This is a genomic window from Mesorhizobium sp. BH1-1-5, from assembly GCF_020165615.1.
Taxonomy (GTDB): Bacteria; Pseudomonadota; Alphaproteobacteria; order Rhizobiales; family Rhizobiaceae; genus Mesorhizobium.
On the sequence record NZ_JAIUIM010000001.1, the window covers coordinates 21,176 to 45,949 of the forward strand.

Here is a 24,774-nt window from a genome sequence, read left to right on the forward strand (position 1 = left end):
TCAGGGGGAGATGGCCGGCAGGCCAGAGAGGGGGGCCATAGAACTCGACGGTGGCGATTGGCGAAGGGTATTGCATCAATCGCCCTCGTCCTCATACCCCACCAGATGCAGCGGCCGCGCGGCAATCCCCTCCAGCTCGCACCAGCGCACCAGCGCCTCCTCGCGGCCGTGCGTGACCCAGATTTCCTCCGCGCCGGTTTCCTTGATCGTGATGATCAGCTCGTCCCAGTCGGCGTGGTCGGAAATGATCAGCGGTAGCTCGACGCCGCCTTGCTTGGCGCGCTGGCGGATACGCATCCAGCCCGAGGCGAAGCAGGAGATCGGGTCGGGAAAACGCCGCGCCCAGCGGTCGGCGAAGGCCGAGGGCGGCCCGACCACGATCGCACCGGCGAAATCGGCCTTGGCTCCGCTCTCCACAGTCCCAGGCTCCAGCCGGCCGAGCTCGATGCCCTGGCTCTGATAATATTCGCTGAGCTTGGTCAGAGCGCCATGGATATAGATCGGCCTGTCGTAGCCGGCATCGCGCAGCAGCCGCATCACGCGCTGCGCCTTGCCGAGCGCATAGGCGCCGATCAGATGCGAGCGTTCGGGAAATTGCGCCGCCGATTTGAGCACGCGGGCGATCTCCTCATGATCCGGCGGATGGCGGAACACCGGCAGGCCGAAAGTCGCCTCGGTGATGAAGACATCGCACCGGACAGGCTCGAACGGCAGACAGGTGGCGTCCTTCTGGCGCTTGTAGTCGCCGGAAGCGACGATGCGCATGCCCCGATGCTCGACACAGATCTGCGCCGAGCCCAGCACATGCCCGGCCGGGTGGAAGGTGACGGCGACACCGTTGATGTCGAGCGTTTCGCCAAGCGCGGCCGCCTGCGTCGTTCCGGCGAAATCCTCGCCATAGCGCAGTCCCATGATATCGAGCGTCTCTTGCGTCGCAAGCACCGACTGGTGGCCGGATCGCGCATGGTCGGAATGGCCGTGCGTGATCAGCGCCCGCTCGACGGGCCGCACCGGATCGATGAAGAAATCGCCGGGCGGGCAATAAAGGCCTTCCGGCCGGGATTTGAGCAGGTCGCTGGCGCGCATGGCTTTGAACATAGTGGCTAAATTTGCCGCGGGAAGCCTGTTGCAAGAGACTGCTGACTCATCCTAAACCCGCCCGCCGGCCCGCCTCGCCGGTGGGATCCTTCAAGAGATGAAACCGCTACAGGCCTCGTCGGGCGACTTGAACGCCGACCGTCGCGCCGATTTCGCCGAGACGCTGCTCGCCTCGGGTGAGCCCGCGCAGGCGGCGGAGCTTTTGCTCGGCGCGCTGGAGCTGGCGCCGCGATGGGCCGTGGGCTGGTTTCGCCTCGGCGAGATGCAGGAAGCGGCCGGCCTGCTCGACCAGGCCGCCAGAGCCTGGGCCACCGCGCTGAAGCTGGATCCCGCGGACCGCCTCGGCGCCGCGCTCAAGCTTCAACTGATCGGCAGGGCGCCCGCCGCGGCGGCGCCGCCCAGCGCCTTTGTCGAGACCTTGTTCGACCACTACGCCGACAGTTTCGAGGACTCGCTTGTCAAGAAGCTTGGCTACGGGCTGCCGGATTTTCTCGGGCACGCCGTCGGCAAGGCAAGGCCCGGCCGGTTTCGTCTGGCCTTGGATCTTGGCTGCGGCACCGGCCTGATGGGCGAAAGGCTGCGCCCTTTCGTCGACAGGCTGGAGGGCTACGACATCTCGGCGGCCATGCTGAGAAAGGCGAAGGCCAAGGGTATCTACGACCGGTTGGTCAAGGCCGACCTTCAGCATTTCTCCTACATCGGAGACAGAGCCGACCTCGTGGTCGCGGCCGACGTGTTCATCTATCTGGGCGCCCTCGAACATATCGTCGGCGCGGTGGCCGGGATGCTCGCCGAGGACGGCCTATTCGCGTTCTCGCTCGAGACGCTTGCCGGCGGCGGCGATTTCGCCCTTTTGCCGTCACGGCGTTACGCTCATTCCGAGGCCTATGCGCGGCGCGTGCTTTGCGCCAACGGGCTTGCGGTCCTGTCGCTGGAAAGCATGGTCATCCGGCACGATCGGCGCGATCCGGTCGAGGGCCTGGCGATCGTGGCCGGCCACCGCGCCGCAGCTGCCGAGGCAAGGATTCCGTCAGCCGCATGAGCCGGACCTTGCTGCGAAAAAGCCTGAATGGCATGGTCGGGGTAGCGCGGGGCGGTGACCCAAGTGTTTTGCGCAATTCCGAACGGAAAGCCCTTTCCCGGAGTTGCCCCAAGGAGGGATCCATGCGCTGGACCATGGTTGTGGTGGCGTCCTGCCTGACGGTCGCCGGCTGCGTCGGCGGCACGTCGATGGCCGAGCGCCAGGACGAGGATGTCCAATCCTCGTTGCAATATGACGACGTGCCTTGCGACCAATTGCTGGCGCAGCGCAATCAGCTGGCGCAGCAGAACAATCTGCCGGTCACGGCCAAGCCCGGCTTCTCCAATCCGGCGATGGGCTTCGGCCCGTTCATGCCGGACACGCGCTCCAAGGCCTCGCGCGACAGCAACAAGGCGAGCGGCGAGATCGACGCCATGAACCGTTCGATCGACCGTCGCGACTGCGGCAAGCCGAAGAAGAAGGAGACGTTCGGGCTGCCCGGCTCGAAACCTTCCTGAGTATCCGACATTCGGTATTCCGTTTAACGCTCGGCCGGATCGCCGCGCGTTTGATCGCGCTTGAAAGACCAACCGATGAATCTCTCGGATCTCGGCGACCGCATCTGTATCCTGGGACCGTCCAACAGCGGCAAGTCCACCCTCGCCAACGTGATCACGCGCAAGCGCGGCCTTGAAGCCGTTCACCTCGATCAGCTCTTTCACCGGCCCAACACGGATTGGGAGCAGCGTCCAAGGGACGAATTCATTGCCCTGCACGATATAGCCATCGCCGGCGAGCGCTGGGTGATGGACGGAAATTACTCGGTTTGCATGCCGCAGCGTCTCCAGCGGGCGACAGGCCTGATCCTGCTGGATATCTCCACGGCTTCGAGTCTTCTGCGCTATTTCAGGCGAACGCTGTTCGAAAAGGACAGGCCCGGCGCTCTGCAAGGTGGGCGCGACAGCGTCAAATGGGACATGATCCACCACATCGCAGTGGTCCAGCCGCGAAACCGCAAGAAATACCGGGCGATGTTCGAAGAGTTCGATCTGCCGAAGCTGCAGCTGTCTTCGCTGCGGGCGATCAAGCAGTGCTTCCGAGACTGGAACCTGGCCAGATAAGGCCAGCTGACAACCCGCCTCGCGGTCGCCCGGACAGTCGAACTATCCACCGCGCTCGAAGCCAGCCATCCGACAGCGCACGACCGGCGCCAGACAGTTGGTGCCGTTTGATGCGATCTGATGGAGTTGCTGATTGTTGGCGGCGGGGCGGCCTCTATCTTGATCTCCGGAAGGAATATGCGCCGTTCAAGAAGCGCGCGCTTCCACGCTTTTGTGCCGGTCCGGACGGACCCAGCGCAGCGGACCGTCACAATGGGAGGAATAGGACATGTCGGTCAAAGTCTCGATGCAAAGCCTGCTTGTAGGGTCAATGCTGTCGCTGACGCTTGTCGGTCAGGCATGGGCGGCCGACCTGCCGGGCAAGAACCTGAAGATCGCCGTTGTGCTCAAGACGCTTGCCAATCCTTATTGGCTGGCCACGCAACAAGGCATCGAGGCAAAGGCAAAGGAGATCGGCGCCGCCGTCACGGTTCAGGCTGGCACTGATGAATCGGCCATCGATGAACAGACCAACATGGTCCAGACGATGGTCGGCCAGGATTTCAATTGCTTTATCGTGGCGCCGATCAGCAACAGCAACCTGATCCAACCTCTTGTGACGGCGGCCAAGAAGAACATCCCGATCGTCGCCGGTGACGCGTTCGACGCCGACGCGCTCGCTGCCGCCGGTGTCAAGCTGGCAACCTATGTTACCGTGCGCCATACCGACGCCGGCAAGGCCGTGGCCGAGGAAATGGTCAAGCGCCTCGGCGGCACCGGAAAGGTTGCGCCGATCGGCGGTCTGGCGGGTCATCCGGCCAGCATCCAGAGGCTGGAAGGATTTCGCTCCGGTGCCGGCGGCCTCGAAATCGTCCAGGAGCAGGCGGCCGATTGGGATCGCGAGAAGGCCTTGAACGCCGCCGATGCGATCCTTCGCGCCCACCCCGATCTGAAAGGTTTCTATGCCGCCAACGACGGCATGGCCTTGGGCGTCCAGCAGGCCGTCAACAATGCGGGCCTGGCCGGCAAGGTGCTGGTGTTCGGCACGGACGCCATCGACGACGCGCTCAATTCCATCGAAGCGGGACAGATGACTGGCACCGCGGCGCAGTTCCCCTACCTGATGGGCCAGATCGAGGTCGAAGCCTGCCTTGCGGCCTCGCAGGGCGCTGCAATCGACGCGACCACCGTTGCGCCGCAAGCGTTGATCACGTCCGAGAACATTGCCGCCGCCAAGGCCTCTTCGCCGCAACCATGGTTCGAATACTCCAGCCCGATTGCCAAGCTGATCAAGTAGGCCGGGTACGTGAGCTTGCAAGCACAAACAGAGACGGCCGGCCGGCCGGCGGTGAGCAGCATCGGGCGGGCTCTCAGGTCGAGCGGCGTGCTCGATTGGGCGATCGTCTTGGCGCTGCTGGTGCTCATGGCGGTCGGAGCCTTGGCTTCGCCGCTGTTCCTGACAGCTGGAAACGTCACCTCGATCCTCGTCGCCTGTTCGATTCTGGTCGTGGTGGCGATCGGCCAGACTTTCGTCATCATCACCGCCGGCATCGACCTTTCGGTCGGATCGCTGGTGCAGATATCCTGTGTGATGATCGGCATCTCGGTCACCCAGAAATGGGGCGTGCCGATCGGGATCGTCATGGCTCTCGTCACCAGCATGGTGTTCGGTATCATCAGCGGCGTCGTCATTTCGAAGGGCAAGATCAGCGATTTCATAGCGACGCTGGGGATGCTCAGCATCGCATCGGGCTGTGCGCTGGTGCTTTCGAATGGTCGGCCCGTTGGCGTTATTTCGCCGTTGCTGACCGGGTTGGCCAGCGGCAGCATAGGGCCGGTTCCCAACATAACGCTGCTCGCGGCCGCTGTCGCCGCCATTGCCCACCTGCTTCTGTTTCATACGCAACTGGGCACGCATCTGTTCGCGGTAGGCGGCAACCACGAAGGCAGCCGTAATCTCGGCCTCAAGGTCGCGAGGATCAAGATCACGGCTTTCGCCATCAGCGGCTTGCTCGCCGGCATCGCCGGCGTCATGCTCACCGCGCGCATCGGATCGGCCGAGCCCGCTACCGGCAGTTCGTATCTGCTGAACTCGATAGCGGCATCGGTGCTGGGTGGAACGAGTCTCTTCGGCGGCCGTGGCACGATCATCGGTCCGGTGGTGGGCGCCCTCGTCCTGACCGCGCTCTTGAACCTGATGACCCTGCTTGGCGTCGGCGTTTTCTACCAGCCGATCGTCACAGGCATGGTCGTCATCTTGTTCGCCATCGCTTACCGGTTCCAAAAATGACGATCGAACCTGCTTCGGATCATGGCGCGGCCGTAGCTCCGGTGGAGCGCAAGATGCTGGAAGTGCGCAATGTCCACAAGCATTTCGGCTCGGTCGTCGCGCTCGACGGCGTCAGCATTTCCGTCGAGGAAGGCAAGGTCGCTGCCATCGTAGGCGACAACGGCGCAGGAAAATCGACCCTGGTCAAGATCCTGACCGGAGTACATCAACCGACCTCCGGCGAGATATTCTTCGATGGCCAGCCGACGCTGCTGCGTAGTCCGGACGATGCAAGGCGGGCCGGTGTCGAGACGCTGTTCCAGGATTTGGCGCTCGTCGACGACCTGACGATCTGGCAGAATCTCTTCCTCGGCCGCGAACTTACCTGGGGTGGGCCGCTGCGGATCACTCGCAAGCGCGCCATGGCCGCTCAGGCGAGGACCATGCTGGCCGGCCTGCAGATCAACATACCGACCATCAACGCTCGCGTGCGTCAACTGTCCGGCGGCCAGCGTCAGGCTGTCGCGATCAGCCGTGCGGTAGGCTGGAACGCCAAGCTCACCATCATGGACGAGCCGACAGCCGCGCTTGGCGTGCGGGAACGGCTCGAAGTCGAGAGCCTTATCGACCGCCTGCGGCAACAGGGACGGACGTTCCTTCTGATCAGCCACAATTTCGATCAGGTGATGCGGCTGTCGAACGAAATATGGATCATGCGCAACGGCCACGTCGTTGGTCATCGCCGCACGAGCGAGACCTCGGGCGAGGAACTGGTGGCGTTGATCACCGGGGCAAAGTCGTGAGCCGCTGGCGGCAGGGTGCGCGCCAGCGCGGGATGGTGCGCGAAGATCGCGTCAACTGTTGAATTCCAAGGGAGGATATCGACATGAACAAACCCGTTGCGGTGCTTGATCCACAATGGCGGCAGCTTGACGAATTGTTCACGCGGGCCGATCTGGAGCGGCTCGGCGGGCTCTGCGATCTTGTTTGGGCAAAGAACGAGCCCATGCCGGGTCATGTCTTGGATGAAAACCTTGCCGACATGACGTTCTATCTTTCTGCCTTGCCGACGCTCGATGCGGCTCAGATCAAGCGCGCGGCCAAACTCAAGGCAGTGATAGAGCTTTATGGCGCCTTTCCCGACACCATTGATTACGGCGCCTGCTTCGATCGCGGCATCGAAGTACTGGCAACCGGTCCGGGTATGCGTGGCTCAGTCGCCGAGATGGCGGTGGCCATGGCGCTTTCCGGAGCGCGAGGGCTGGTGGAAGAACACGAGCTGTTTCGCACCGGCGGCGAGCACTGGCTCAATGACAATCCGGCAACCGACTTCACCCTGTTCGAACAGACGATCGGGTTCGTCGGCTTCGGCGCCATCGCCAAGGAATGCAGCCGGCTCCTGGCGCCGTTCTCGCCAAAGATCTCCGCCTATGACCCCTGGCTCGACCCCTCGGTCGCCAAGCAATTTGGCGTCAGGCTCGTGTCTCTGGAAGAGGTCGCAAGCAGCAGTCGCGTGCTGTTCGTGACGGCGGCGCCGACCAGGACCAACAAGGGTCTCGTCGACGCGGCGACCATCGCCAGGCTTCAGCGCAACGCATTGCTCGTCCTTGTCAGTCGCGCGCATCTCATCGATTTCGATGCCCTGGTCGAGGCGGTACGGGCAAGGCGTATCCGCGCCGCGATAGATGTGTTCCCGGTTGAGCCGCTGGCGGCGGATCATCCCTTGCGCGGCATGCCCAACGTCATCCTTTCGCCGCATCGCGCCGCGGCTGTGTCCGGCGGCCGGCAACTCATGGGCCGCCTGATCGTTGAAGACATTGCGCGGATGGTCGACGGCAAACCGCCGGCCGACCTTCAGCGCGCCCGCCGGGAGCATGTGATGGACCTGGCGGGTGTGCAGCACTCGAAGAAGCTGGAAAGCATGGCGTTGGACCGCTGACGTCTGGAGCGGTCCACCGTTTGGGGTGGTTCAATAACCCGCTTCGCGGTCGACCAGGTTTTCGAGCTTTTCGCCGCGCTCGAAGGCGGCCATCTGGCGCAGCATGATCGGCACCAGATGGGCGGGATCCGACGTCGCCGCCGCATGCGGCGTAACGAATACTTTCGGATGGCTCCACAACGGGCTGGTCTTCGGCAGCGGCTCGACTTCGAACACGTCGAGGCTCGCTTCCTTCAGCGTGCCGTCGTCCAGCGCGCGCACGATGTCGGCGTCCTTTTGCAGGCGTCCGCGTCCGGCATTGATCAGCACGGCGCCGCCGAGGCCGTTGCGCCGGCGCAATTCCTTGAGCAGCCCGTAATTGACGATGCCGCGGGTTTGCGGCGTCAGCGGCAAGAGCACGACCAGGATGTCGGTGGCGTTGAGGAACGGGATCAGCCCCGCCTCGCCGCAATAGGTCGAAACGCCCTGCATCGGCCGCTCGCTACGCGACCAGCCGTTGACGGCGAAGCCGAGCGACAACAGCGCCGAAGCCGCGGCGCGGCCAAGACTGCCAAGCCCCATGATGCCGACGGAGATGTCCCCGGCCACCCGTTGCGGCGGCTCGTGCCAGATCTTCTTTTGCTGCTGGCCCCGGTAAAGCGAGGCCTGGCGATGGTGGTCGAGCACGCGCCAGACGACATATTCGACCATGTGCTGGGTGAGATTGTCGGCGACGATCTTGGCGATCGGCACGTCGGGCAGGCCGGGATCGGCAAAGACATGGTCGACGCCGGCGCCGATCGAAAAAATGGCACGCAGATTGGGCAGCGACTTGAGAAGGTTGGGCTTCTGCTTCCACACCACCGCATAGGTGATCGACGGATCGTTGGCGCCGTTCGGCTCCAGCACGACCTCGCGCTCGGCCGAGAGCAGTTCATGCCAGCGCTGCGGGTGGATGCCCGTGAGGGCAAGCAGGATTTTGCCTTTTTCCATTCTCGGATTTTTCTTCCCTGTTTTGCCAGTGCGGGTGCGGTTACTCGCTGACCACGCCGGTCGGTGCGGCCTCGATCTTGAAGGCCGCCGCCATCAGCGCCCGCGTATAGTCGGTTTGCGGGCTGCTGAAAATCTGCTCGGAAGGTCCCGCCTCGACGATCTGGCCATTGCGCATGACGATGACGTCATTGGCAAGGGCACGGACGACTTTGAGGTCGTGGCTGATGAAGAGGTAGGCGAGATTGTGCTTGGCCTGCAGGCCGCGCAAGAGGTCGACCACCTGCGCCTGCACGCTCATGTCCAGCGCCGAGGTCGGCTCGTCGAGCATGACGAAGCGCGGATTGAGCACCATGGCGCGGGCGATGGCGACGCGCTGGCGCTGGCCTCCGGAAAACTCGTGCGGGTAGCGGTGGCGCGTTTCGGGGTCGAGGCCGACCTCCTTCAGCACGGCGACCACCTTGTCGTCGCGCTCGTCGGCCGAGAGCTTCGGCTCGTGAATCTTCAGCCCTTCCTCGATGATCTCGGAGACCGACAGGCGCGGGCTGAGCGATCCGAACGGATCCTGGAACACGATCTGCAACTCGCGCCGCAGCGGCCGCATGGCGCTGAAGGAGAGCTGGTTGATGTCGCGTCCGTTGAAATTGATCGTGCCCGTCGAGGAGATCATCCGGGCGAGCGCCAGCCCGAGCGTCGTCTTGCCCGAGCCGGATTCGCCGACGACGCCGAGCGTCTGGCCGGCGCGCACGGTGACGTCGATGCCGTCCACCGCCTTCACGTGGTCGACGGTCTTGCGGAAGAAGCCGCGTTTGATCGGGAACCAGACCTTGATGTCCTTGCCGGTCATGACGGATTTGGCGCCCGGGTCGGCGGTGGGCGGCTTGCCCTTCGGTTCGGCTGCCAGCAGATGCTTGGTGTAGTCGTGCCGCGGGTTGGCGAATATCTCTTTGGTCGGGCCGCTCTCGACGATCTTGCCCTTGGTCATGACGCAGACGCGGTCGGCGATCCTGCGCACGATGCCGAGATCATGCGTGATGAACAGCAGCGACATGCCCTTGCGGCTTTTCAGCTTGGCGAGCAGCTCGAGGATCTGCGCCTGCACGGTGACGTCGAGAGCGGTCGTCGGCTCGTCGGCGATCAGAAGCTCCGGCTCGTTGGCCAGCGCCATGGCGATCATGACGCGCTGGCGCTGGCCGCCGGAGAGCTGGTGCGGATAGGCGTCGAGGCGCTTTTGCGGATCGCGGATGCCGACTTCGTTGAGCAGCTCCAGCGTGCGCGTGCGGGCGGCTTGATCGCGCATGCCCTGGTGCAACTGCAACACCTCGACGATCTGCTGCTCGATCGTGTGCAGCGGGTTGAGCGAGGTCATCGGCTCCTGGAAGATCATGGTGATCTTGTTGCCGCGCACGCCGCGCAAAGCCTTCTCGTTCATGGCGAGCAGGTCGGCGCCGCCGAACAGGATTTTGCCCGAGGGGTGGCTGGCGGCGGGATAGGGCAGGAGCTTCAGCACCGACAGCGCCGATACCGATTTGCCGGAGCCGGATTCGCCAACCAGGGCAACCGTCTCGCCCTTGGCGATGTCGAATGAGACATGGTCGACGGCGATCGATTGCTTGCCGCCCTGCGCGAAGGCGACGCTCAGATCTTGGACGGACAGCAGGGCTTCGCTCATTTGAACGTCTTGCGCGGATCGAAGGCGTCGCGTGTCGCCTCGCCGATGAAGACCAGCAGGGACAGCATCAGCGAAATCACGATGAAGCCGGAAATGCCGAGCCACGGGGCGTTGAGGTTGCGCTGCGCCTGTTTCAGCAGCTCGCCGAGCGAGGCCGAGCCGGGCGGCAGGCCGAAGCCGAGATAGTCGAGTGAGGTCAGCGTCGAGATCGAGCCTGAGAGCAGGAAAGGCAGGAAGGTCAGCGTCGCCACCATGGCGTTCGGCAACAGGTGCCGGAACATGATGGTGAGGTTGGGCACGCCGAGCGCCCGCGCCGCGTTGACATATTCGAAGTTGCGGGCGCGCAGGAACTCGGCCCGCACCACGCCGACCAGCGCCACCCAGGAGAACAGCAGCATCAGGCCGAGCAGGATGAAGAAGCCGGGCGGCAGGATGGCCGAGACGATAAGCAGGAGGTAGAGCACCGGGATCGCCGACCAGATTTCGATGAAGCGCTGGAAGAGCAGGTCAGTCCAACCGCCGAAATAGCCTTGCACCGCGCCGGCCGCGACGCCGATCAGCGATGAGCCGAGCGTCAGGATCAGGCCGAACAGAACCGAGATGCGGAAGCCGTAGAGCACGCGCGCCAGCACATCGCGCGCCTGGTCGTCCGTGCCCAGCCAGTTCCAGTTGCCGATGGCGCAGTTCTCGTCGGCCTCACCCTTCGGATACTGGCTGCAACGCTTGCTCTTGTCGTAAAGCCAGGATGGTTTTGCCGGCGCCGGTTCCGGAATGGCGTTGTTGACCGTCTGGTAGGAATAACGGACCGGCGGCCAGATCATCCAGCCATTGGAGTTGATCTCGTCCTGGATCACGGGATCGCGATAGTCGGTGACGGCATAAAAGCCGCCGAACTTCTCCTCCGGATAGGCGACCAGGACCGGAAACAGGATCTCGCCCTTGTATGAGGCGATGATCGGCTTGTCGTTGGCGATCAGCTCGGAAAACAGCGACAGCACGAACAGCAGCAGGAAGATCCAGAGCGACCAGTAACCGCGCCGGTTGGCCTTGAAATTCTGCAACCGCCTCTGGTTGAGCGGCGACAGAAATGGCCTGCGGGGCCGCGCCGGCGCGCTTTCGATCGCGGCCTCGGCCATCAGATGTCTCTCCGCTCGAAGTCGATGCGCGGATCGACCCAGGTGTAGATGAGGTCGGACAGAAGGCCGACGAACAGCCCAAGCAGCGAGAAGATGTAGAGCGTGGCGAACACCACCGGATAGTCGCGGTCGATCACCGACTTGAAGCCGAGCAGGCCGAGGCCGTCGAGCGAGAAGATGTTCTCGATCAGCAGCGAGCCGGTGAAGAAGGCCGAGATGAAGGCGCCGGGAAAACCGGCGATCACGATCAGCATGGCGTTGCGGAAGACGTGACCGTACAGCACCTTGCGCTCCGACAGGCCCTTGGCGCGCGCCGTCACGACATATTGCTTGCGAATTTCCTCGAGGAACGAGTTCTTGGTCAGCAGGGTGGTCGTCGCGAAAGCCGAGAGCACGAGCGCCGTCAGCGGCAGCGTCATGTGCCAGACATAGTCGGCGATCTTGCCCGGCCAGGACAGTTGGTCCCAATTGTCCGAAACGATGCCGCGCAGCGGAAACCAGTCCCAGAACGAACCGCCCGCGAACAGCACCATGAGCATGATGCCGAACAGGAAGCCGGGAATGGCATAGCCGACGATGACGACGCCGCTGGTCCATACGTCGAAGGTCGAGCCATCCTTCACCGCCTTGCGGATGCCGAGCGGGATCGAGATCAGGTAGGACAGAAGCGTGATCCACAGGCCGATGGAGATGGAAACGGGCATCTTCTCCAGGATCAGGTTCAGCACCGAGATGTCGCGGAAATAGCTGTCGCCGAAATCGAAGCGGCTATAGTTCCACAGCATCATGCCGAAGCGTTCGAGCGGCGGCTTGTCGAAGCCGAACTGCTTTTCCAGCTTCTTGATGAACTCGGGATCGAGTCCCTGCGCGCCGCGATATTTCGAGCTGACATCGCCGGCAACGTCGAAATTGCTGCCGCCGGCGTCGCCGCCGCCGCTGCCGAGACGATCGTTGCCGCCCTGGTTGGTCAGCCTGGCGATCACCTGCTCGACCGGACCGCCAGGCGCGAACTGAATGACCGCGAAGGAAATCGCCATGATGCCGAACAGTGTCGGGATCATGAGAAGAATGCGGCGCAGAATATAGGCGCCCATCAGGCAGCCGGTCCCGCGCGAACGTTCATGTCAGGCTTTGCCAATCTTTGCCGCCTTGCCCTTGTCGACCCACCACAGCGCTTCGACCGGAAAGCCGAAATCGGGTTTCTGCTCGGGAAAGCCGAACATGTCCCAATAGGCGCTTCGGTGATTCGCCAGATACCAACTTGGAATCCAATCGCGCCGCGCGCGCAAGGCCCGGTCCAACGCGCGCATGGCGGTGGTCAGGCTTTCGCGGTCCTTGGCGGCGCCGACGGCGTCGATCAGCGTATCGACGGCCGGGCTGGCAATGCCCGACAGGTTGCGAGAGCCCGATATGGCGGCACTGCGCGAGTGGAAGAAAATCTCGAGGTCGTCGCGGGTCGGCGTGGCGCTGAAATTGAAGGCGGCCGAGAGAAGGTCGAAATCGAACGTCGATTGCCTGAGCTGATATTGGGCTGAATCCACCAGGCGGATCGAGGCATCGATGCCGATGGCCTTCATGTTGGCGACCCAGGGCGAATAGACCTGCACGAAGGTCTCGTCGTCGACCAGGAATTCGGCGGTCAGCCGCCCGCCCTTGTCATTGACCACGAAATCGCCGGAGCGTTTCCAGCCGGCCTCACCGAGCAATTTCAGTGCCGCGCTCAGTTGCTTGCGGTCTCGTCCGGACCCGTCCGACGGCGGTTGCGTCACTGCTTCGCCGAAGGTCTCCGGCGGCAGCTTGTCGCGCAGCGGTTCCAGCAGCGCCAGCTCCTGCGGCGTTGGCATGCCCTCAGCCCTGAAGTCGGATTTTTCGAAGCAGGACTGCGAGCGCTCATAGGAACCATAGAAGAAGTTGCGACGCGTCCATTCGAAATCGAAGCAGAGCGCGATCGCTTGCCGCACGCGCGGATCCTTGAATTGCTCACGCCGCTGGTTGACTGCGGTGGCCTGCATGGAAGGCGTGGTTTCGGCCGGGAACTCATGCTTGATCACTTTGCCGGCGGTGAAGGCCGGAAAGTCGTAGGCCGTTGCCCAGACGCGCGAGGTGAATTCCTCGCGGTAGAGGATCTCGCCCTTCTTGAAGGCCTCGAAGCCGGCGGTGCGATCCTGGTAGAATTCGATGCGGATGCGCCCGAAATTGTTCTGGCCGCGATTGACCGGCAGGTCGTTGCCCCAGTAGTCGGCCACGCGCTCATATTCGATCCAGGCGCCCGCCGACCAGCGCCCGACCTTGTAGGCGCTCGAGCCGAGCGGCGGATTGAGCTGGGAGGAATCGAACGGGTTGGCCGTAAAGAAGGCCTTCGAAAGGATAGGGAAACCGACCACGTTCAGGACCGTGCGCGCCGATTGCTTGCCCGAGAATTTGAGCTGCAGCGTGTGAGGGTCGACGGCGACCGCGTCATCGAGGTGGGTGAGCGACAGCGCGTAGTCGGGATGCCCCTTGTCCTTCAGCAGCTTGAAGGTGAAGGCGGCGTCTTCGGCTGTTAGCGCAGAACCGTCGTGGAAACGTGCCTGCGGGCGCAGCGAGAAGGTGAAGCTGTTGCGGTCGTCCGAAATCGTTACGTTCTCGGCGATCAGCCCGTAAACCGCGTCCGGCTCGTCGAGCGCTCTCGCCATCAGTGTGTCGAAGCACATCTCCATGCGCTGCGGGGAATCGCCCTTGGGGACGAACGAATTCAGCGTGTTGAAGGTCTGCGGGCTCTGGTTCGCGCCCCAATTGGGCGGCGAGAAGTTGAAGGTGCCGCCTTGCGGCGCATCGACATCGACAAAGTCGAAATGCGTAAAATCGGGCTTGTATTTGAGGTCGCCGAAAGCCGACAGGCCGTGCAGCTTGACGCCGGCCGGGGTGTCGGCAAAGGCCCGGCCGGGCAGCAGCGCCGAGGCTGCGGCTGCGGCACCGAGCGCCAGGAAGTCGCGGCGAGGAAGCAAAGTCCGCAGCCCCATCAATTGAGGCCCTTGTATTTGGCGGCCAGCGCCTTTTCCTTGGCCGTGTCGATCCACCACGAATCGATATCAGCGCCGCGGTAAGTGGGCTGCTTTTCAGGCATGCCGAACTTGTTCCAATAGGCCAGCCACACCACCGCGCGATAATATTGCGGAACGACGTAGTAGTTCCACAGAAGGATACGGTCGAGCGCGTGGGTCGTGGCGACCAGGTCGTCGCGATCGGTGGCGAAGATGATGCGGTCCAAGAGAGCATCGACGACCGGATTCTTTATCCCGGAATAATTGCGCGATCCGGGCGTATCGGCGGCCTTCGAACTCCAGAAATCGCGTTGCTCGTTGCCGGGCGATTCCGATTGCTGCAACTGGCTGGTGATGACGTCATAGTCGAAATTGTTGACGCGGTTGATGTACTGCGTCTGGTCGATAATGCGCAGATTGGCGTCGACGCCGATCTTGCGCAGATTGGCGATCCAGGGGCTGGAGATCACTTGATCGGTGTCGTTCCAGCCAAGGATCTCGAATTTGAACGGCGCGCCGGTCTTGGCATTCACCATCTTGCCGCCCTTGATCACCCAGCCGGCCTGGGCAAAGAGGTCGACCGCCTGCTTCAGGTATTTCCGCTCCGCCTGCGGCGAATCATAGACCGGCAGCTTGAATTCCTGGGTGAACAATTCAGGCGGCAGCTTGTCGCGATACTTCTCCAGGATTTCGAGTTCCTTGCCTTGCGGCACTCCGCTCGATGCCAGTTCCGTGCCCTGGAAATAGCTATGGGTGCGCGTGTTCGAGTTGTAGAACAGCGTGCGGTTCATCGTTTCGAAATCGAACGGAAGCGTCAGAGCCTCGCGCACGAGGCGGTCCTGGAACAGCGGCCGTCTCTGGTTGAGTATGAAGGCCTGCATGGGTTCCGGCGAGGTTGTCTTGAACACCTGCTTGACCACGTCGCCGGCGCTCACCGCCGGAAAATTGTAGGCCGTATTCCATCGCCGAGAGCTGTTTTCCGGCTTGATGTCGTCCAGCCCGCCCTTGGTGAAGGCCTGCCAGGCGGCGTTGTCGTCCAGTATGTAGGTGAAGCGCTGGGTGTCGAAATTCTCGCGGCCGATCTTCACCGGCAGCTTTGCACCCCAATAGTCGGGCACGCGCTGCCAGACGATCTCCGAACCGGGCTTGAAGCTGGCGATCTTGTAGGCGGCGGAGCCCAGCGGCGGTTCCAGCGTCGATTTGGTGATGTCGCGCTTCTTGCCGTTGGCATCGGTGCCGTCCCACCAGTGCTTCGGCAGCACAACGAGGTCGCCGAGGATCCTAGGCAACTCGCGGTTGCCCTTCTGGTTGAAATGGAATTCGACCTCGCGGTCCGAGACCGCGACGGCGTCGGTGACATTCTCGAAATAACGATTGTACATCGGGCTGTTGGCCTTCAGCACCTGGAACGACCAGATCACGTCGTCGGCAGTGATCGGCTGGCCGTCATGCCATTTCGCGCGCCGGTCGAGCCGGAAGGTGACCGAGGAATAGTCCGCCGGGTATTTGTAGGCCTCGGCGATCAGCGGGTGGTACGTGCTGCCCTCGTCGGTCGCCTGGTCCAACAGCGTGTCGTAGAGCAGCCCGCCACCGAACTGGGCGAAACCGGCGGCCGGCGATCCCTGAACGATATAGGGGTTGAAGCTGTCGAAGGTGCCGACGACGACATTGTTCAACGTGCCGCCCTTGGGCGCATCCGGGTTGACGTAGTCGTAGCGCTGGAAATTGTCGCCGTACTTTGAAGGTCCGATCAGCGACGATGTCGTGCGCCACTCATCGGCGAAACCGGCCTGCAGGCTGACGGCGAAGGCGAGCGCGAATGCCGATGCGAAAAGCGTGCGGAAGCGGCCAACCTTCATGCGTTCTCCTCGTCGCGAGCCCCGGAGCGCTCGTCGTTTCACGGAAACGGCGGCCGCTCTATTGCCTGTTTCGACGCAATTCCGGGGCGGAAAACCGGTTTCCGCTTTCCTGGAACTGCGCTGCCCACCCGCAATCTAGATCATTTGACGCCGGTGGAAACCGCAAGCGCGGCGTTTGTCGCCGTCCATGCAGCTTTCCTAACAGAAAAGCCGGGACGAACCCGGCTTTTCCAAGGAAGTCTCTGTGACAAATTGTTTATTGAGCGGGCGCCGCCGGCTTGGCCGGAGCGGTTCCCTCGGCCGGCTTGGCCGCGCCGTCCGCCGGCTTGGCGGCATCGGCGGGCTTGGCAGCGTCCGCGGGCTTGGAGGCGTCGGCGGCAGCACCTGGCGTCGGCAGCGGCTTCGGATTGTCCGACAGCGTGCGCAGATAGGCGATCACGTTGGCCCGGTCTTCTTCCTTCGGCAGGCCGGCGAAGCCCATCGCCGTGCCCTTCACGAACTTCTTCGGCGAAGTAATGAAGTGGTTGATGTTCTCGTAGGTCCACTTCTCGGCGCCGCCCTTCGAAAACTCCTTCATGCCGGCCGAATAGGCGAAGCCTTCATGCTCGGCGACGGGACGATCGACCAGATCCCAAAGATCCGGGCCGACCTTGTTGGGGCCGCCTTTTTCGCCGGAATGGCAGGCCTGGCACTTCTTGAAGATGGCTGCGCCCGCCTCGGCATTGGCGGTGGCGAGCAGGTCGGCGATCGGCTTTTCGGCCGCCGCAGGCGCAGCGGCGCCGCCTTCGGTCGGCTCCTGGGCCTCGATGGCGAAGCCGGGCTTCTCCGGCGCCGGCGAGGCGAACAGCCCGTCCGAGACGAGACCTATCGAAAACACGATGAAGCAGGTTCCCAGAAATCCGCCGAGCAGCTTGTTGACTTCGTTGGAATCCATACGCCCCTTGCTCCCTTTTCCGGCGGACCGTCCCGTCCACTCCGTCCGTCGGTATCGCGAACTGCCCTGAAAGGCCAGTCAAATCGGGCGGAAACTAGGTCTTTTGCTCTGGCGTTGCAACACCTATAAGGGCGCTTCCAGTGAGACCTTTTGCCACTTTTCCATCCGCGTTTTTCGACCGCCCTGAAATCCGATGTCAACCTTGATCCTGATCCCCGCCCGCATGGCCTCGACGCGCTTGCCGGGCAAGCCGCTGGCCGACATTGCCGGCGCGCCGATGATCGTCCATGTCGCCCGGCGCGGCGCCGAGGCCGGGCTTGGCCGCGTCGTGGTGGCGACCGACACCGAAGCCGTCGCGCAAGCCGTGCGGGCACATGGTTTCGAGGCGGTCATGACCCGCCCGGATCACGAATCGGGCTCCGACCGCATCTTCGAGGCGCTGACGGCCCTCGATCCCGAAAAGCGGGTGGAGACGATCGTCAACGTCCAGGGTGATCTGCCGACCATCGATCCCGAGATCATCGGCGCGTCGCTGCGGCCGTTCGAGGACAGATCGGTCGATATCGCCACGCTCGGCGTCGAGATCGTGCGCGCCGAGGAGAAGACCAATCCGAATGTGGTCAAGATCGTCGGCTCGCCGCGTTCCGCGACACGGCTGAAGGCGCTCTATTTCACCCGCGCCACCGCGCCCTGGGGCGAGGGGCCGCTCTACCACCACATCGGCCTTTACGCCTATCGCCGCGCCGCGCTCGAACGCTTCGTCGCGCTGAAGCCATCGCCGCTGGAGCGGCGCGAGCGCCTCGAGCAGTTGCGCGCGCTGGAAGCCGGCATGCGCATCGACGCCGAGATCGTCAAATCGCTGCCGCTTGGCGTCGACACCCCCGACGATCTGGAGCGGGCGCGAAAGATCCTTTCAAGCTGAGATATCCGTAATGACCGCTAAGACCAACAGAATTTCCTTCCAGGGCGAGCCCGGCGCCAATTCCGACACAGCCTGCCGCAACATGTTCCCGTCGATGGAACCGTTGCCGTGCCCGACCTTCGAGGATGCCTTCAACGCGGTCGAGACCGGCAAGGCCGAGCTCGCCATGATCCCGATCGAGAATACGATCGCTGGGCGCGTCGCCGACATCCACCACCTCTTGCCGGAATCGAAGCTGCACATCGTCGGCGAGTATTTCCTGCCGATCCATTTCCAGCTGATGGTGCTGCCGGGGGTGAAGCGCGAAGAAATCAAGACCGTCCACAGCCATATCCACGCGCTCGGCCAATGCCGCAAATACATCCGCAAGAACGGCTGGAAGCCGGTGATCGCCGGCGACACCGCGGGTTCGGCGAAAATGGTGTCGGAGGTCAGGGACCGCACCATGGCCTCGCTGGCGCCCGCACTGGCAGCCGAGCTCTATGGGCTCGACATCGTCGAGAAGAATGTCGAGGACACCGATTCGAACGTCACTCGCTTCGTCGTGCTGACCAAGAACAAGCAATGGGTGGAGCGTCCCGCGCCGGACGCCAAGATGATGACCACCTTCATCTTCCGTGTCCGCAACGTGCCGGCCGCGCTCTACAAGGCCATGGGCGGCTTCGCCACCAACGGCATCAACATGACCAAGCTGGAGAGCTACCAGCTCGGCGCCTTCACCGCGACGCTGTTCTACGCCGACATCGAGGGCCATCCCGACGATCCGCTGGTCAAGCTGGCGCTGGACGAGCTGCGCTTCTTCTCGCGCGAGGTGCGCATCCTCGGCGTCTATCCGGCAAGCGACTCACGTGAGCAGTGGAAGGTGGCGGACTGAACGGTTAGTGGCCGTCAGCCGGCGGTTCGGAGCTCACGACCTTCGAGATTGGCGGAAGCCTTCGCGAAGTCGTCATCCACGGGCGGAGCGACGCGAAGCGGAGCGCAGACCCGAGGATCCATGCCGTTACCTCGGTCGAGGGGCGCAGCGGAGCAGAATTCTGGACCGTCGCAACGCGTCGAAGTCACGGCATGGATCCTCGGGTCTGCGCGCGTCGCTTCGCTCCTTGCTTCGCCCGTGGATGACGAAGCACGAAGGCCTTCGCTAATCTCCGACGGAAGCGCTCGACCCGATATCAGCCGAACCCCAGCGGCACATAGTCGATCTCCATGAACGACTCCACTTCCGGCACCCAGCGGTCGCGCACGAAGGCGACGTGGTCGGGATGCTCGTTGTAGCGGGTGTAGGCCGCCTGGTCGGCGAACTCCATCGAGAAGCCGAACTGGTAGTCGTTCTTGGGGCTCACCTGCCGCAGCTGCTCGAAATGCGTGACGCCCTTGATCCCGGTGAGGATCTTCTTGGCGTCGTGCAGGAAGCGCTTCGTCTCCAGCGATTGCAGCGGGTGCTTCAGCGTGAACACGACGGTGTGGCGGATCATTCTTCTGCTCCTATTCGCTGTCGACCCAGGCGCGGATGAGGTGATGGGCGATCGCCCCTTTCGGCGGCGTGATCAGGCCGTCGGCATGCGTCCTGTCCAGCATCGTGCGCACCTCGTCGCGGAAAAACCAGCGGCAGTCCTCGAGTTCGTTGAGGTCGGCCTGGATATCCTCGTTGAGCGGCTCGCCGAAGCAGCCGATCATCAGCGAATAGGGGAACGGCCAGGGCTGGCTGGCGTGGTAGACGACGCGGCCGAGGCGTATGCCGGCCTCTTCGAGCGTCTCGCGCCGCACCGCCGCCTCGATCGTCTCGCCCGGTTCGATGAAGCCGGCAAGCGCTGAATACATGCCCGGCGCGAAATGCCTGCCGCGTCCGAGCAGGCATTTTTCATGCGTCACCGTCAGCATGATCGCCACCGGATCGGTGCGCGGGAAATGGTCGGTGCCGCAGGCCGGACAATGGCGCCGGTAGCCGCCGGCCCGCATCTCCGAGCGGTTGCCGCATTTCGAGCAGAAGGCGTGGCTGGTGTGCCAGGCGAGCAGCGCCGCGCCTTGCGCCAGCGCGCCGGCGGCCGCCTCGTCGACCAGCCCCTGCATATAGACGGAACGATAGTCGATCGCCTTGATCGTCTCGGGCAGCTTTTCCGGCTCGACGCCGGCGGGCACCGCCAGCACAGGGCCTTCCTCGGAAAAGCCGAGCAACACGCCCTGATCGAGCGAAACCTCGAAGGCCTGGCTTTCATTCGCCATGAACCACGGGTCGAATTTGCCGTCGTCGAGTTTGAGGTAGAGCCGGCCGGCATGCATCAGCATCAGCCGCGCGGTCCGGTCGGCCAGCGCCTTTTCGACCGCGTCGTCGGCGCGGTTCTCGGACTGCCGATCGATCTGGTTGCCGGCGAAACCGACGAATTGACTGGGCTCGCGCAGGGGCGCGTCGAACAGGCGAAAGCTCATGGGGACTCGGGGTGTGCTGAGGGCTCTGGGGTGCGGAATGGACACTAGTCAGCTTATAGCGCCGCCTTGATCGTTTCGGCAAACCGCCTGATATCGGAGCGCTGGTAGGGTTCGCGCATGCCATGCCCCCAGACCGGTCCCGGCCAGCCGGGATCGCCCTCGGAGCGGGCGACGACATGGACGTGCAGTTGGCGCACGATGTTGCCCAAAGCGCCGGTGTTGATCTTGGTGCATCCGGTCACCCGCTTCAGCGCCTGCGCCACCATATTGGTCTCGAAGGTCAGCATCGCCTGGTCGAGCGGCGTCATTTCGTGGATTTCCTCGACACCCGGCCGCTGCGGCACCAGCACCAGCCATGGCCAGCGGCGGTCGTTCATCAGCCTGAGCTCGCAAAGGCCAAGCCACATAAGCTGCTCGCTATCCGCCTCCAGCCGGGCGTCCAGCGTGAAACCGGCCTTGAGGCCAGGCAGCATAGGTGTTTCCTTCACTTTTGTAATTTCTAAGCATTTTCCAAACCGGGGAACGCTAGAGCGGCGGCAAGGTGGCTGCAAGCGATTCATTGATCGCCGTCATCGATTTGAAGGACTTTCCGCTTTCGATGTGGCTGCGGTTCTGGCTCGGCCCTTGCATTTCGCCGCCGAATTGCCGATATGGAACGCGGGAGGTTGGTGGTGGACGATCCACTCGCCAACCGGGTCAGGTCCGGAAGGAAGCAGCCCTAACGAGCCCGGAACGGGTCATTGTTCCAGCCTCCCGCCTCTTCGCCTTTCTCCCGCGACATTGACGGCGCCGAGCCGTGCGGGTGAGACTATGCGCAGGAATCGGCCGCCTTCCGTCGCGGTCCTGGGAGCTTTTGACGGCGAATGAGCGAAGCCGGAAATTTGGGGCCAGAGAGCCTGCAAACAGGTAAGGCAGGCGCTTATCGCGTCCTGGCGCGCAAATATCGTCCTTCGAACTTCTCCGAGCTGATCGGCCAGGAGCCGATGGTCCGCACGCTGACCAACGCCTTTGCCACAGGCCGCATCGCCCAAGCCTGGATGCTGACCGGCGTGCGCGGTGTCGGCAAGACGACGACCGCGCGCATCCTCGCGCGGGCCTTGAACTACAAGACCGCAACAGTGGACCAGCCCTCCGTCGACCTGTCGATCCCCGGCGAGCATTGCCAGGCGATCATGGAAGGCCGCCATGTCGATGTCATCGAGATGGACGCCGCCTCCCATACGGGCATCGACGACATCAGGGACATCATCGATCGGGTGCGCTACGCGCCGGTCTCGGCCCGCTACAAGGTCTACATCATCGACGAAGTGCACATGCTCTCCACCCAGGCCTTCAACGGCCTGTTGAAGACGCTGGAAGAGCCGCCGCCGCACGTCAAATTCATTTTCGCTACCACCGAGATCCGCAAGGTGCCGATCACGGTCCTGTCGCGCTGCCAGCGCTTCGACCTGAGGCGCATCGATGCCGGCGCGCTGGTCGGGCATCTGTCCTCGATCGCGGCCAAGGAAGGCATTTCCGTCGACGACGAGGCTTTGGCGATGATCGCGCGGGCCGCCGAAGGCTCGGCGCGCGATTCGCTGTCCATCCTCGACCAGGCGATCGCCCATGGCAGCGGCACGGTCAGCGCCGAAGCCGTGCGCGCCATGCTCGGCCTTGCCGACCGCGCCCGCATCATCGACCTGTTCGAGCATGTCATGAACGGCGACGTGGCGGCGGCGCTCGCCGAATTCCGCGCCCAATACGACACCGGCGCCGATCCGGCCGCGGTGCTCACCGATCTTGCCGAGTTCAACCATCTCGTTACCCGCCTGCGCTTCGTGCCGTCGGCGTCCGACGACGCTACGCTTTCCGAGGACGAGCGTCGGCGCGGCGCCGAATTCGCCGCAACGCTTTCGGTGCGCGTCCTGTCGCGGACCTGGCAGATGCTGTTGAAGGGCATTCCCGAGGTGCAGTCCTCCAATCGTCCGGTCAGCGCCGGCGAGATGGTGCTGATCAGGCTGGCGCATGCCGCCGACCTGCCGACGCTGGACGAGGCGCTGAAATCGCTCGAGGGTGCGTCCCCGGTGCCAAACGGTGCGCCGCCGCGCACCAACGGAGCGCCGGCAGGTCCCGGCAATGGCGGCGCGAGCGCTGTCGCGCAGGCGCGGATGCCGGCTTCCACCGGTGGCGGGGCGCAGACCATGCGTCTGGTCGAAACGCAGCCCGCGCCCGCCGCTTTCGTTCCGGCGCCGGAGCCGGTCGCCGAGGCGCCCGTCGTTCCGGTCAAATCGCTGGCCGATATCGTCGCGCTTGCCGACGCCAATCGCGACATGGCCTTCAAGGTGCTCTTGAAACGCTGCGTGCGGCCGGTTCGCATCGAGCCCGGCCGTCTCGACGTCACCTTGACCGACGACGCACCGAAAATGCTGCTCAACGACCTCACCGCCAAGCTGCGCGCCTGGACCGGCCGCAACTGGCTGGTGTCGCTGTCGAAGGAAGAGGGCGGCCAGACATTGGCCGAAATGGAGACGACGAAGCGCGAGAACGCATTCTCCGACGCCAAGGCCGATCCCACGGTCGCGGCCATTCTCGCCCGTTTCCCCGGCGCCAAGATCATCGACGTGCGCATTCCCGACGTGCCGGACGTGGAAGAGGCCGAGGCCGAAGTGCCGGTCGAGCCTGCGGCCGACGACGACGAAATCTGAAACATTTTTAGAGGACCACCCCGATGAAAGATCTTCTCGGCCTGATGGGCAAGGCGAAGGAAATGCAGGCCAAGTTCCAGGCCATGCAGGACGAGATCGCCACGCTTGAAGCCAACGGCCAGGCTGGCGGCGGTCTGGTCAGCATCACGCTGACCGGCAAGTTCGAGATGAAGGCGCTGAAGATCGATCCGTCGCTCATCAAGGCGGACGAAGCCGAGATTCTGGAAGACCTCATCCTGGCCGCCCACAATGACGCCAAAAATAAGGTCGAGCAGGTGATGCAGGAGAAGACCAAGGCATTGACGGCGGGCCTGCCGATTCCGCCTGGAATGAAATTGCCTTTCTGAGGCGGCGTCCGCCAGTTAATTGATTATGAACGGAAATTGAGCGCGCGGCGCGTTGTTAACCATTTTGCCGGCGTTGCTCACGGGTTCATTTCGCGGCTTTCATAAAGTTTTACCCAAGTCCAGAAGTTGCTAACCCTCTAGCCATCTTTTTGCCCGAAAGAGTCTCATTCTTGCCACATCTCGGGGCGGGCTGGCATCTGGACATGAGGCTTTTTTGGTGATCGCGACGCGATGGAAGACGCCGCTGCTGCTTATCGGCATCGTCACTTCCCCCTTGCTCCTGGCCGGCTGCAGCCAGACTACTTCCTCGCATGGCATGTCGGTGTCGGGCCTGACCGATGCCCTCACGCCGAGTTTCCTCACTTCCCGTTCCAGCCACTCGCTGAAGGACAAGGAGTGCCTGCAACGGGCGATGTTCTTCGAGTCCAACCGGTCGAGTCGCGACGGCATGGTCGCCGTCGGCACGGTCGTGATGAACCGGCTGCGCTCGGGCCAGCACGGCAACACCATCTGCGAAGTCGTCGGTGAGAAAGGCCAGTTCGCGCCCGGCGTGATGACGCGGCCGATGAACTCCAGGGCGCTGCCCGACGTCGAGGAAGCCGCCGACGCGGTGCTGCGCGGCGAGCGCAAGACCAAGCTCAAGAACACGATGTATTTCCACACCGCCGGCCTGCACTTCCCCTACAAGAACATGCATTACACCATGGTCGCCGGCGGCAACGCCTTCTATGAGAAGCGCGGCCGCAACTGGCAGCCGCTGCCGGACGAGCCGATGGTCGCCATGGCCTCCGACAAACAGCAGAAGATCGACCCTGCCGCTCCGGTTCTGGTGGCTTCCGCCGAGCCGGTGGTCAAGACGATCGTCCGTTCGGATCCCGCCAAGCAAGCAGCGATGGCTGCCGCGCGGACCGAAACCGCTTCCACCGACCAGACCTATGTGACGGCTTCCGCCGCTCCGGCTGCCCCATCATCCTCGAAGTCCGGCCGTCTCGCGCAGAAGCAGGTGGTCGTGGCGATGCAGGAGCCGATGGCCGAACCGGACGCCTCGCGTTTCGGCGGCACGCTCAAGGGCCGTTACATCACCTCGGTGCCCAACGCGCCACAGGAAGCGGCGATGGGCTTCCAGTCGACGCCTGAGAACACCGACGCCATCGGCGCGATGATCGTCAGCCAGAACCGGCCGCTCGAAGCCAACTGAAACCCGATTGCATCCAACACAGGGCCCGTCATGGCAGCATGGCGGGCCCTGTGCCGTTGCTGGCTGTCCTGAAAAATCCTGGATCAGTCCGCCATTTCACGAAACGGCGAACTGATCGATCTTTTCGTTTTCACGCAATTCCGGAATGAAAACCGCTTCGCACTTTTCCCGGAATTGCT

The 24,774-nt window shown here is 63.4% G+C and carries 23 protein-coding genes and 1 other RNA gene; 13 read left to right on the plus strand and 11 right to left on the minus strand.

The window, feature by feature from the left end; genetic code table 11:
• Positions 1-75: 75 nt before the first annotated feature.
• Positions 76-1,086 carry a ligase-associated DNA damage response exonuclease gene (locus tag LB572_RS00110; protein ID WP_140805448.1) on the minus strand — a complete coding sequence of 337 codons (1,011 nt, stop codon included), beginning with the start codon at positions 1,084-1,086 and terminating at the stop codon, positions 76-78.
• Positions 1,087-1,195: 109 nt separating this feature from the next.
• Between LB572_RS00110 and LB572_RS00115 the strand changes: the two genes are divergently transcribed.
• From LB572_RS00115 to LB572_RS00145, 7 genes are all read left to right on the plus strand, one after another.
• Positions 1,196-2,140: a methyltransferase domain-containing protein gene (locus LB572_RS00115; RefSeq protein WP_224666199.1), complete on the plus strand. Its 945-nt coding sequence runs from the start codon at positions 1,196-1,198 to the stop codon at positions 2,138-2,140.
• A gap of 122 nt (positions 2,141-2,262) precedes the next feature.
• Positions 2,263-2,637 (plus strand): hypothetical protein, encoded by a 375-nt coding sequence (locus LB572_RS00120; RefSeq protein WP_140805425.1) that lies wholly within the window; start codon positions 2,263-2,265, stop codon positions 2,635-2,637.
• Positions 2,638-2,712: 75 nt separating this feature from the next.
• On the plus strand, positions 2,713-3,240 hold the full coding sequence (locus LB572_RS00125) for an AAA family ATPase (RefSeq protein WP_224666200.1): 528 nt from the start codon (positions 2,713-2,715) through the stop codon (positions 3,238-3,240).
• A gap of 268 nt (positions 3,241-3,508) precedes the next feature.
• Positions 3,509-4,516, plus strand: coding sequence for a substrate-binding domain-containing protein (locus tag LB572_RS00130; RefSeq protein ID WP_224666201.1), 1,008 nt, complete (start codon positions 3,509-3,511; stop codon positions 4,514-4,516).
• A gap of 15 nt (positions 4,517-4,531) precedes the next feature.
• The gene (locus LB572_RS00135) at positions 4,532-5,509 is read left to right on the plus strand and encodes an ABC transporter permease (protein ID WP_224666202.1); all 978 of its coding nucleotides are present in this window, start codon (positions 4,532-4,534) and stop codon (positions 5,507-5,509) included.
• On the plus strand, positions 5,506-6,291 hold the full coding sequence (locus LB572_RS00140; RefSeq protein WP_140805432.1) for an ATP-binding cassette domain-containing protein: 786 nt from the start codon (positions 5,506-5,508) through the stop codon (positions 6,289-6,291). The genes LB572_RS00135 and LB572_RS00140 overlap by 4 nt, the downstream gene beginning before the upstream one ends.
• Before the next feature lie 83 nt (positions 6,292-6,374).
• On the plus strand, positions 6,375-7,427 hold the full coding sequence (locus LB572_RS00145) for an NAD(P)-dependent oxidoreductase (RefSeq protein ID WP_140805433.1): 1,053 nt from the start codon (positions 6,375-6,377) through the stop codon (positions 7,425-7,427).
• Positions 7,428-7,457: 30 nt separating this feature from the next.
• Here the strand turns inward: LB572_RS00145 and LB572_RS00150 are convergent, their stop codons facing one another.
• The 7 genes from LB572_RS00150 to LB572_RS00180 all read right to left on the minus strand — a co-directional run bounded on the left by LB572_RS00150 (position 7,458) and on the right by LB572_RS00180 (position 17,020).
• The gene (locus LB572_RS00150) at positions 7,458-8,399 is read right to left on the minus strand and encodes a 2-hydroxyacid dehydrogenase (protein ID WP_140805434.1); all 942 of its coding nucleotides are present in this window, start codon (positions 8,397-8,399) and stop codon (positions 7,458-7,460) included.
• 40 nt (positions 8,400-8,439) lie between these two features.
• Positions 8,440-10,068 (minus strand): ABC transporter ATP-binding protein, encoded by a 1,629-nt coding sequence (locus LB572_RS00155; RefSeq protein ID WP_224666203.1) that lies wholly within the window; start codon positions 10,066-10,068, stop codon positions 8,440-8,442.
• Positions 10,065-11,204, minus strand: coding sequence for an ABC transporter permease (locus tag LB572_RS00160; RefSeq protein WP_140805436.1), 1,140 nt, complete (start codon positions 11,202-11,204; stop codon positions 10,065-10,067). Before LB572_RS00160 ends, LB572_RS00155 begins: the two co-directional genes overlap by 4 nt.
• A complete protein-coding gene (locus LB572_RS00165; protein ID WP_224666204.1) occupies positions 11,204-12,298 on the minus strand; it encodes a microcin C ABC transporter permease YejB in 1,095 nt (364 codons plus the stop codon). Before LB572_RS00165 ends, LB572_RS00160 begins: the two co-directional genes overlap by 1 nt.
• Before the next feature lie 30 nt (positions 12,299-12,328).
• Positions 12,329-14,206, minus strand: coding sequence for an extracellular solute-binding protein (locus LB572_RS00170; RefSeq protein WP_224666205.1), 1,878 nt, complete (start codon positions 14,204-14,206; stop codon positions 12,329-12,331).
• A complete protein-coding gene (locus tag LB572_RS00175) occupies positions 14,206-16,086 on the minus strand; it encodes an extracellular solute-binding protein (protein ID WP_224666206.1) in 1,881 nt (626 codons plus the stop codon). The genes LB572_RS00170 and LB572_RS00175 overlap by 1 nt, the downstream gene beginning before the upstream one ends.
• Positions 16,087-16,342: 256 nt before the next feature.
• On the minus strand, positions 16,343-17,020 hold the full coding sequence (locus tag LB572_RS00180) for a c-type cytochrome (RefSeq protein ID WP_224666208.1): 678 nt from the start codon (positions 17,018-17,020) through the stop codon (positions 16,343-16,345).
• A gap of 193 nt (positions 17,021-17,213) precedes the next feature.
• On the opposite strand from LB572_RS00180, the gene LB572_RS00185 reads away from it, so the two are divergent.
• Together LB572_RS00185 and LB572_RS00190 are read left to right on the plus strand one after the other, a co-directional pair.
• The gene (locus LB572_RS00185; protein ID WP_224666209.1) at positions 17,214-17,942 is read left to right on the plus strand and encodes a 3-deoxy-manno-octulosonate cytidylyltransferase; all 729 of its coding nucleotides are present in this window, start codon (positions 17,214-17,216) and stop codon (positions 17,940-17,942) included.
• Between the two features lie 10 nt (positions 17,943-17,952).
• On the plus strand, positions 17,953-18,816 hold the full coding sequence (locus tag LB572_RS00190; RefSeq protein ID WP_140805953.1) for a prephenate dehydratase: 864 nt from the start codon (positions 17,953-17,955) through the stop codon (positions 18,814-18,816).
• Positions 18,817-19,111: 295 nt separating this feature from the next.
• Here the strand turns inward: LB572_RS00190 and LB572_RS00195 are convergent, their stop codons facing one another.
• The 3 genes from LB572_RS00195 to LB572_RS00205 are packed head-to-tail and all read right to left on the minus strand — an operon-like array spanning position 19,112 to position 20,839.
• The gene (locus LB572_RS00195; protein ID WP_140805955.1) at positions 19,112-19,414 is read right to left on the minus strand and encodes a Dabb family protein; all 303 of its coding nucleotides are present in this window, start codon (positions 19,412-19,414) and stop codon (positions 19,112-19,114) included.
• Between the two features lie 10 nt (positions 19,415-19,424).
• A complete protein-coding gene (gene nudC / locus LB572_RS00200) occupies positions 19,425-20,366 on the minus strand; it encodes an NAD(+) diphosphatase (protein WP_224666210.1) in 942 nt (313 codons plus the stop codon).
• A 53-nt stretch (positions 20,367-20,419) separates the two neighbouring features.
• Positions 20,420-20,839, minus strand: a complete 420-nt coding sequence (locus LB572_RS00205; RefSeq protein ID WP_040985997.1) for an HIT domain-containing protein — start codon at positions 20,837-20,839, stop codon at positions 20,420-20,422.
• 187 nt (positions 20,840-21,026) lie between these two features.
• Between LB572_RS00205 and ffs the strand changes: the two genes are divergently transcribed.
• The 4 genes from ffs (at position 21,027) to LB572_RS00225 (ending at position 24,595) form a co-directional block, all read left to right on the plus strand.
• Positions 21,027-21,123, plus strand: an RNA gene (gene ffs / locus LB572_RS00210) — signal recognition particle sRNA small type.
• A 106-nt stretch (positions 21,124-21,229) separates the two neighbouring features.
• Positions 21,230-23,050, plus strand: a complete 1,821-nt coding sequence (locus LB572_RS00215) for a DNA polymerase III subunit gamma/tau (RefSeq protein ID WP_224666211.1) — start codon at positions 21,230-21,232, stop codon at positions 23,048-23,050.
• A gap of 23 nt (positions 23,051-23,073) precedes the next feature.
• Complete coding sequence (locus LB572_RS00220) at positions 23,074-23,397, plus strand: YbaB/EbfC family nucleoid-associated protein (protein ID WP_224666212.1); 324 nt, start codon at positions 23,074-23,076, stop codon at positions 23,395-23,397.
• Between the two features lie 217 nt (positions 23,398-23,614).
• Complete coding sequence (locus LB572_RS00225; RefSeq protein ID WP_140805963.1) at positions 23,615-24,595, plus strand: cell wall hydrolase; 981 nt, start codon at positions 23,615-23,617, stop codon at positions 24,593-24,595.
• Positions 24,596-24,774: the final 179 nt, after the last annotated feature.

What these genes read in the sequence shown, in the direction of transcription:
- LB572_RS00110 (WP_140805448.1), bottom strand. Translation starts at nt 1,086, where the DNA reads ATGCGCGCCAGCGACCTGCTCAAATCCCGGCCGGAAGGCCTTTATTGC.
- LB572_RS00115 (WP_224666199.1), top strand. Translation starts at nt 1,196, where the DNA reads ATGAAACCGCTACAGGCCTCGTCGGGCGACTTGAACGCCGACCGTCGC.
- LB572_RS00120 (WP_140805425.1), top strand. Translation starts at nt 2,263, where the DNA reads ATGCGCTGGACCATGGTTGTGGTGGCGTCCTGCCTGACGGTCGCCGGC.
- LB572_RS00125 (WP_224666200.1), top strand. Translation starts at nt 2,713, where the DNA reads ATGAATCTCTCGGATCTCGGCGACCGCATCTGTATCCTGGGACCGTCC.
- LB572_RS00130 (WP_224666201.1), top strand. Translation starts at nt 3,509, where the DNA reads ATGTCGGTCAAAGTCTCGATGCAAAGCCTGCTTGTAGGGTCAATGCTG.
- LB572_RS00140 (WP_140805432.1), top strand. Translation starts at nt 5,506, where the DNA reads ATGACGATCGAACCTGCTTCGGATCATGGCGCGGCCGTAGCTCCGGTG.
- LB572_RS00145 (WP_140805433.1), top strand. Translation starts at nt 6,375, where the DNA reads ATGAACAAACCCGTTGCGGTGCTTGATCCACAATGGCGGCAGCTTGAC.
- LB572_RS00150 (WP_140805434.1), bottom strand. Translation starts at nt 8,399, where the DNA reads ATGGAAAAAGGCAAAATCCTGCTTGCCCTCACGGGCATCCACCCGCAG.
- LB572_RS00155 (WP_224666203.1), bottom strand. Translation starts at nt 10,068, where the DNA reads ATGAGCGAAGCCCTGCTGTCCGTCCAAGATCTGAGCGTCGCCTTCGCG.
- LB572_RS00160 (WP_140805436.1), bottom strand. Translation starts at nt 11,204, where the DNA reads ATGGCCGAGGCCGCGATCGAAAGCGCGCCGGCGCGGCCCCGCAGGCCA.
- LB572_RS00165 (WP_224666204.1), bottom strand. Translation starts at nt 12,298, where the DNA reads ATGGGCGCCTATATTCTGCGCCGCATTCTTCTCATGATCCCGACACTG.
- LB572_RS00170 (WP_224666205.1), bottom strand. Translation starts at nt 14,206, where the DNA reads ATGGGGCTGCGGACTTTGCTTCCTCGCCGCGACTTCCTGGCGCTCGGT.
- LB572_RS00175 (WP_224666206.1), bottom strand. Translation starts at nt 16,086, where the DNA reads ATGAAGGTTGGCCGCTTCCGCACGCTTTTCGCATCGGCATTCGCGCTC.
- LB572_RS00180 (WP_224666208.1), bottom strand. Translation starts at nt 17,020, where the DNA reads ATGGATTCCAACGAAGTCAACAAGCTGCTCGGCGGATTTCTGGGAACC.
- LB572_RS00185 (WP_224666209.1), top strand. Translation starts at nt 17,214, where the DNA reads ATGTCAACCTTGATCCTGATCCCCGCCCGCATGGCCTCGACGCGCTTG.
- LB572_RS00190 (WP_140805953.1), top strand. Translation starts at nt 17,953, where the DNA reads ATGACCGCTAAGACCAACAGAATTTCCTTCCAGGGCGAGCCCGGCGCC.
- LB572_RS00195 (WP_140805955.1), bottom strand. Translation starts at nt 19,414, where the DNA reads ATGATCCGCCACACCGTCGTGTTCACGCTGAAGCACCCGCTGCAATCG.
- nudC (WP_224666210.1), bottom strand. Translation starts at nt 20,366, where the DNA reads ATGAGCTTTCGCCTGTTCGACGCGCCCCTGCGCGAGCCCAGTCAATTC.
- LB572_RS00205 (WP_040985997.1), bottom strand. Translation starts at nt 20,839, where the DNA reads ATGCTGCCTGGCCTCAAGGCCGGTTTCACGCTGGACGCCCGGCTGGAG.
- LB572_RS00215 (WP_224666211.1), top strand. Translation starts at nt 21,230, where the DNA reads ATGAGCGAAGCCGGAAATTTGGGGCCAGAGAGCCTGCAAACAGGTAAG.
- LB572_RS00220 (WP_224666212.1), top strand. Translation starts at nt 23,074, where the DNA reads ATGAAAGATCTTCTCGGCCTGATGGGCAAGGCGAAGGAAATGCAGGCC.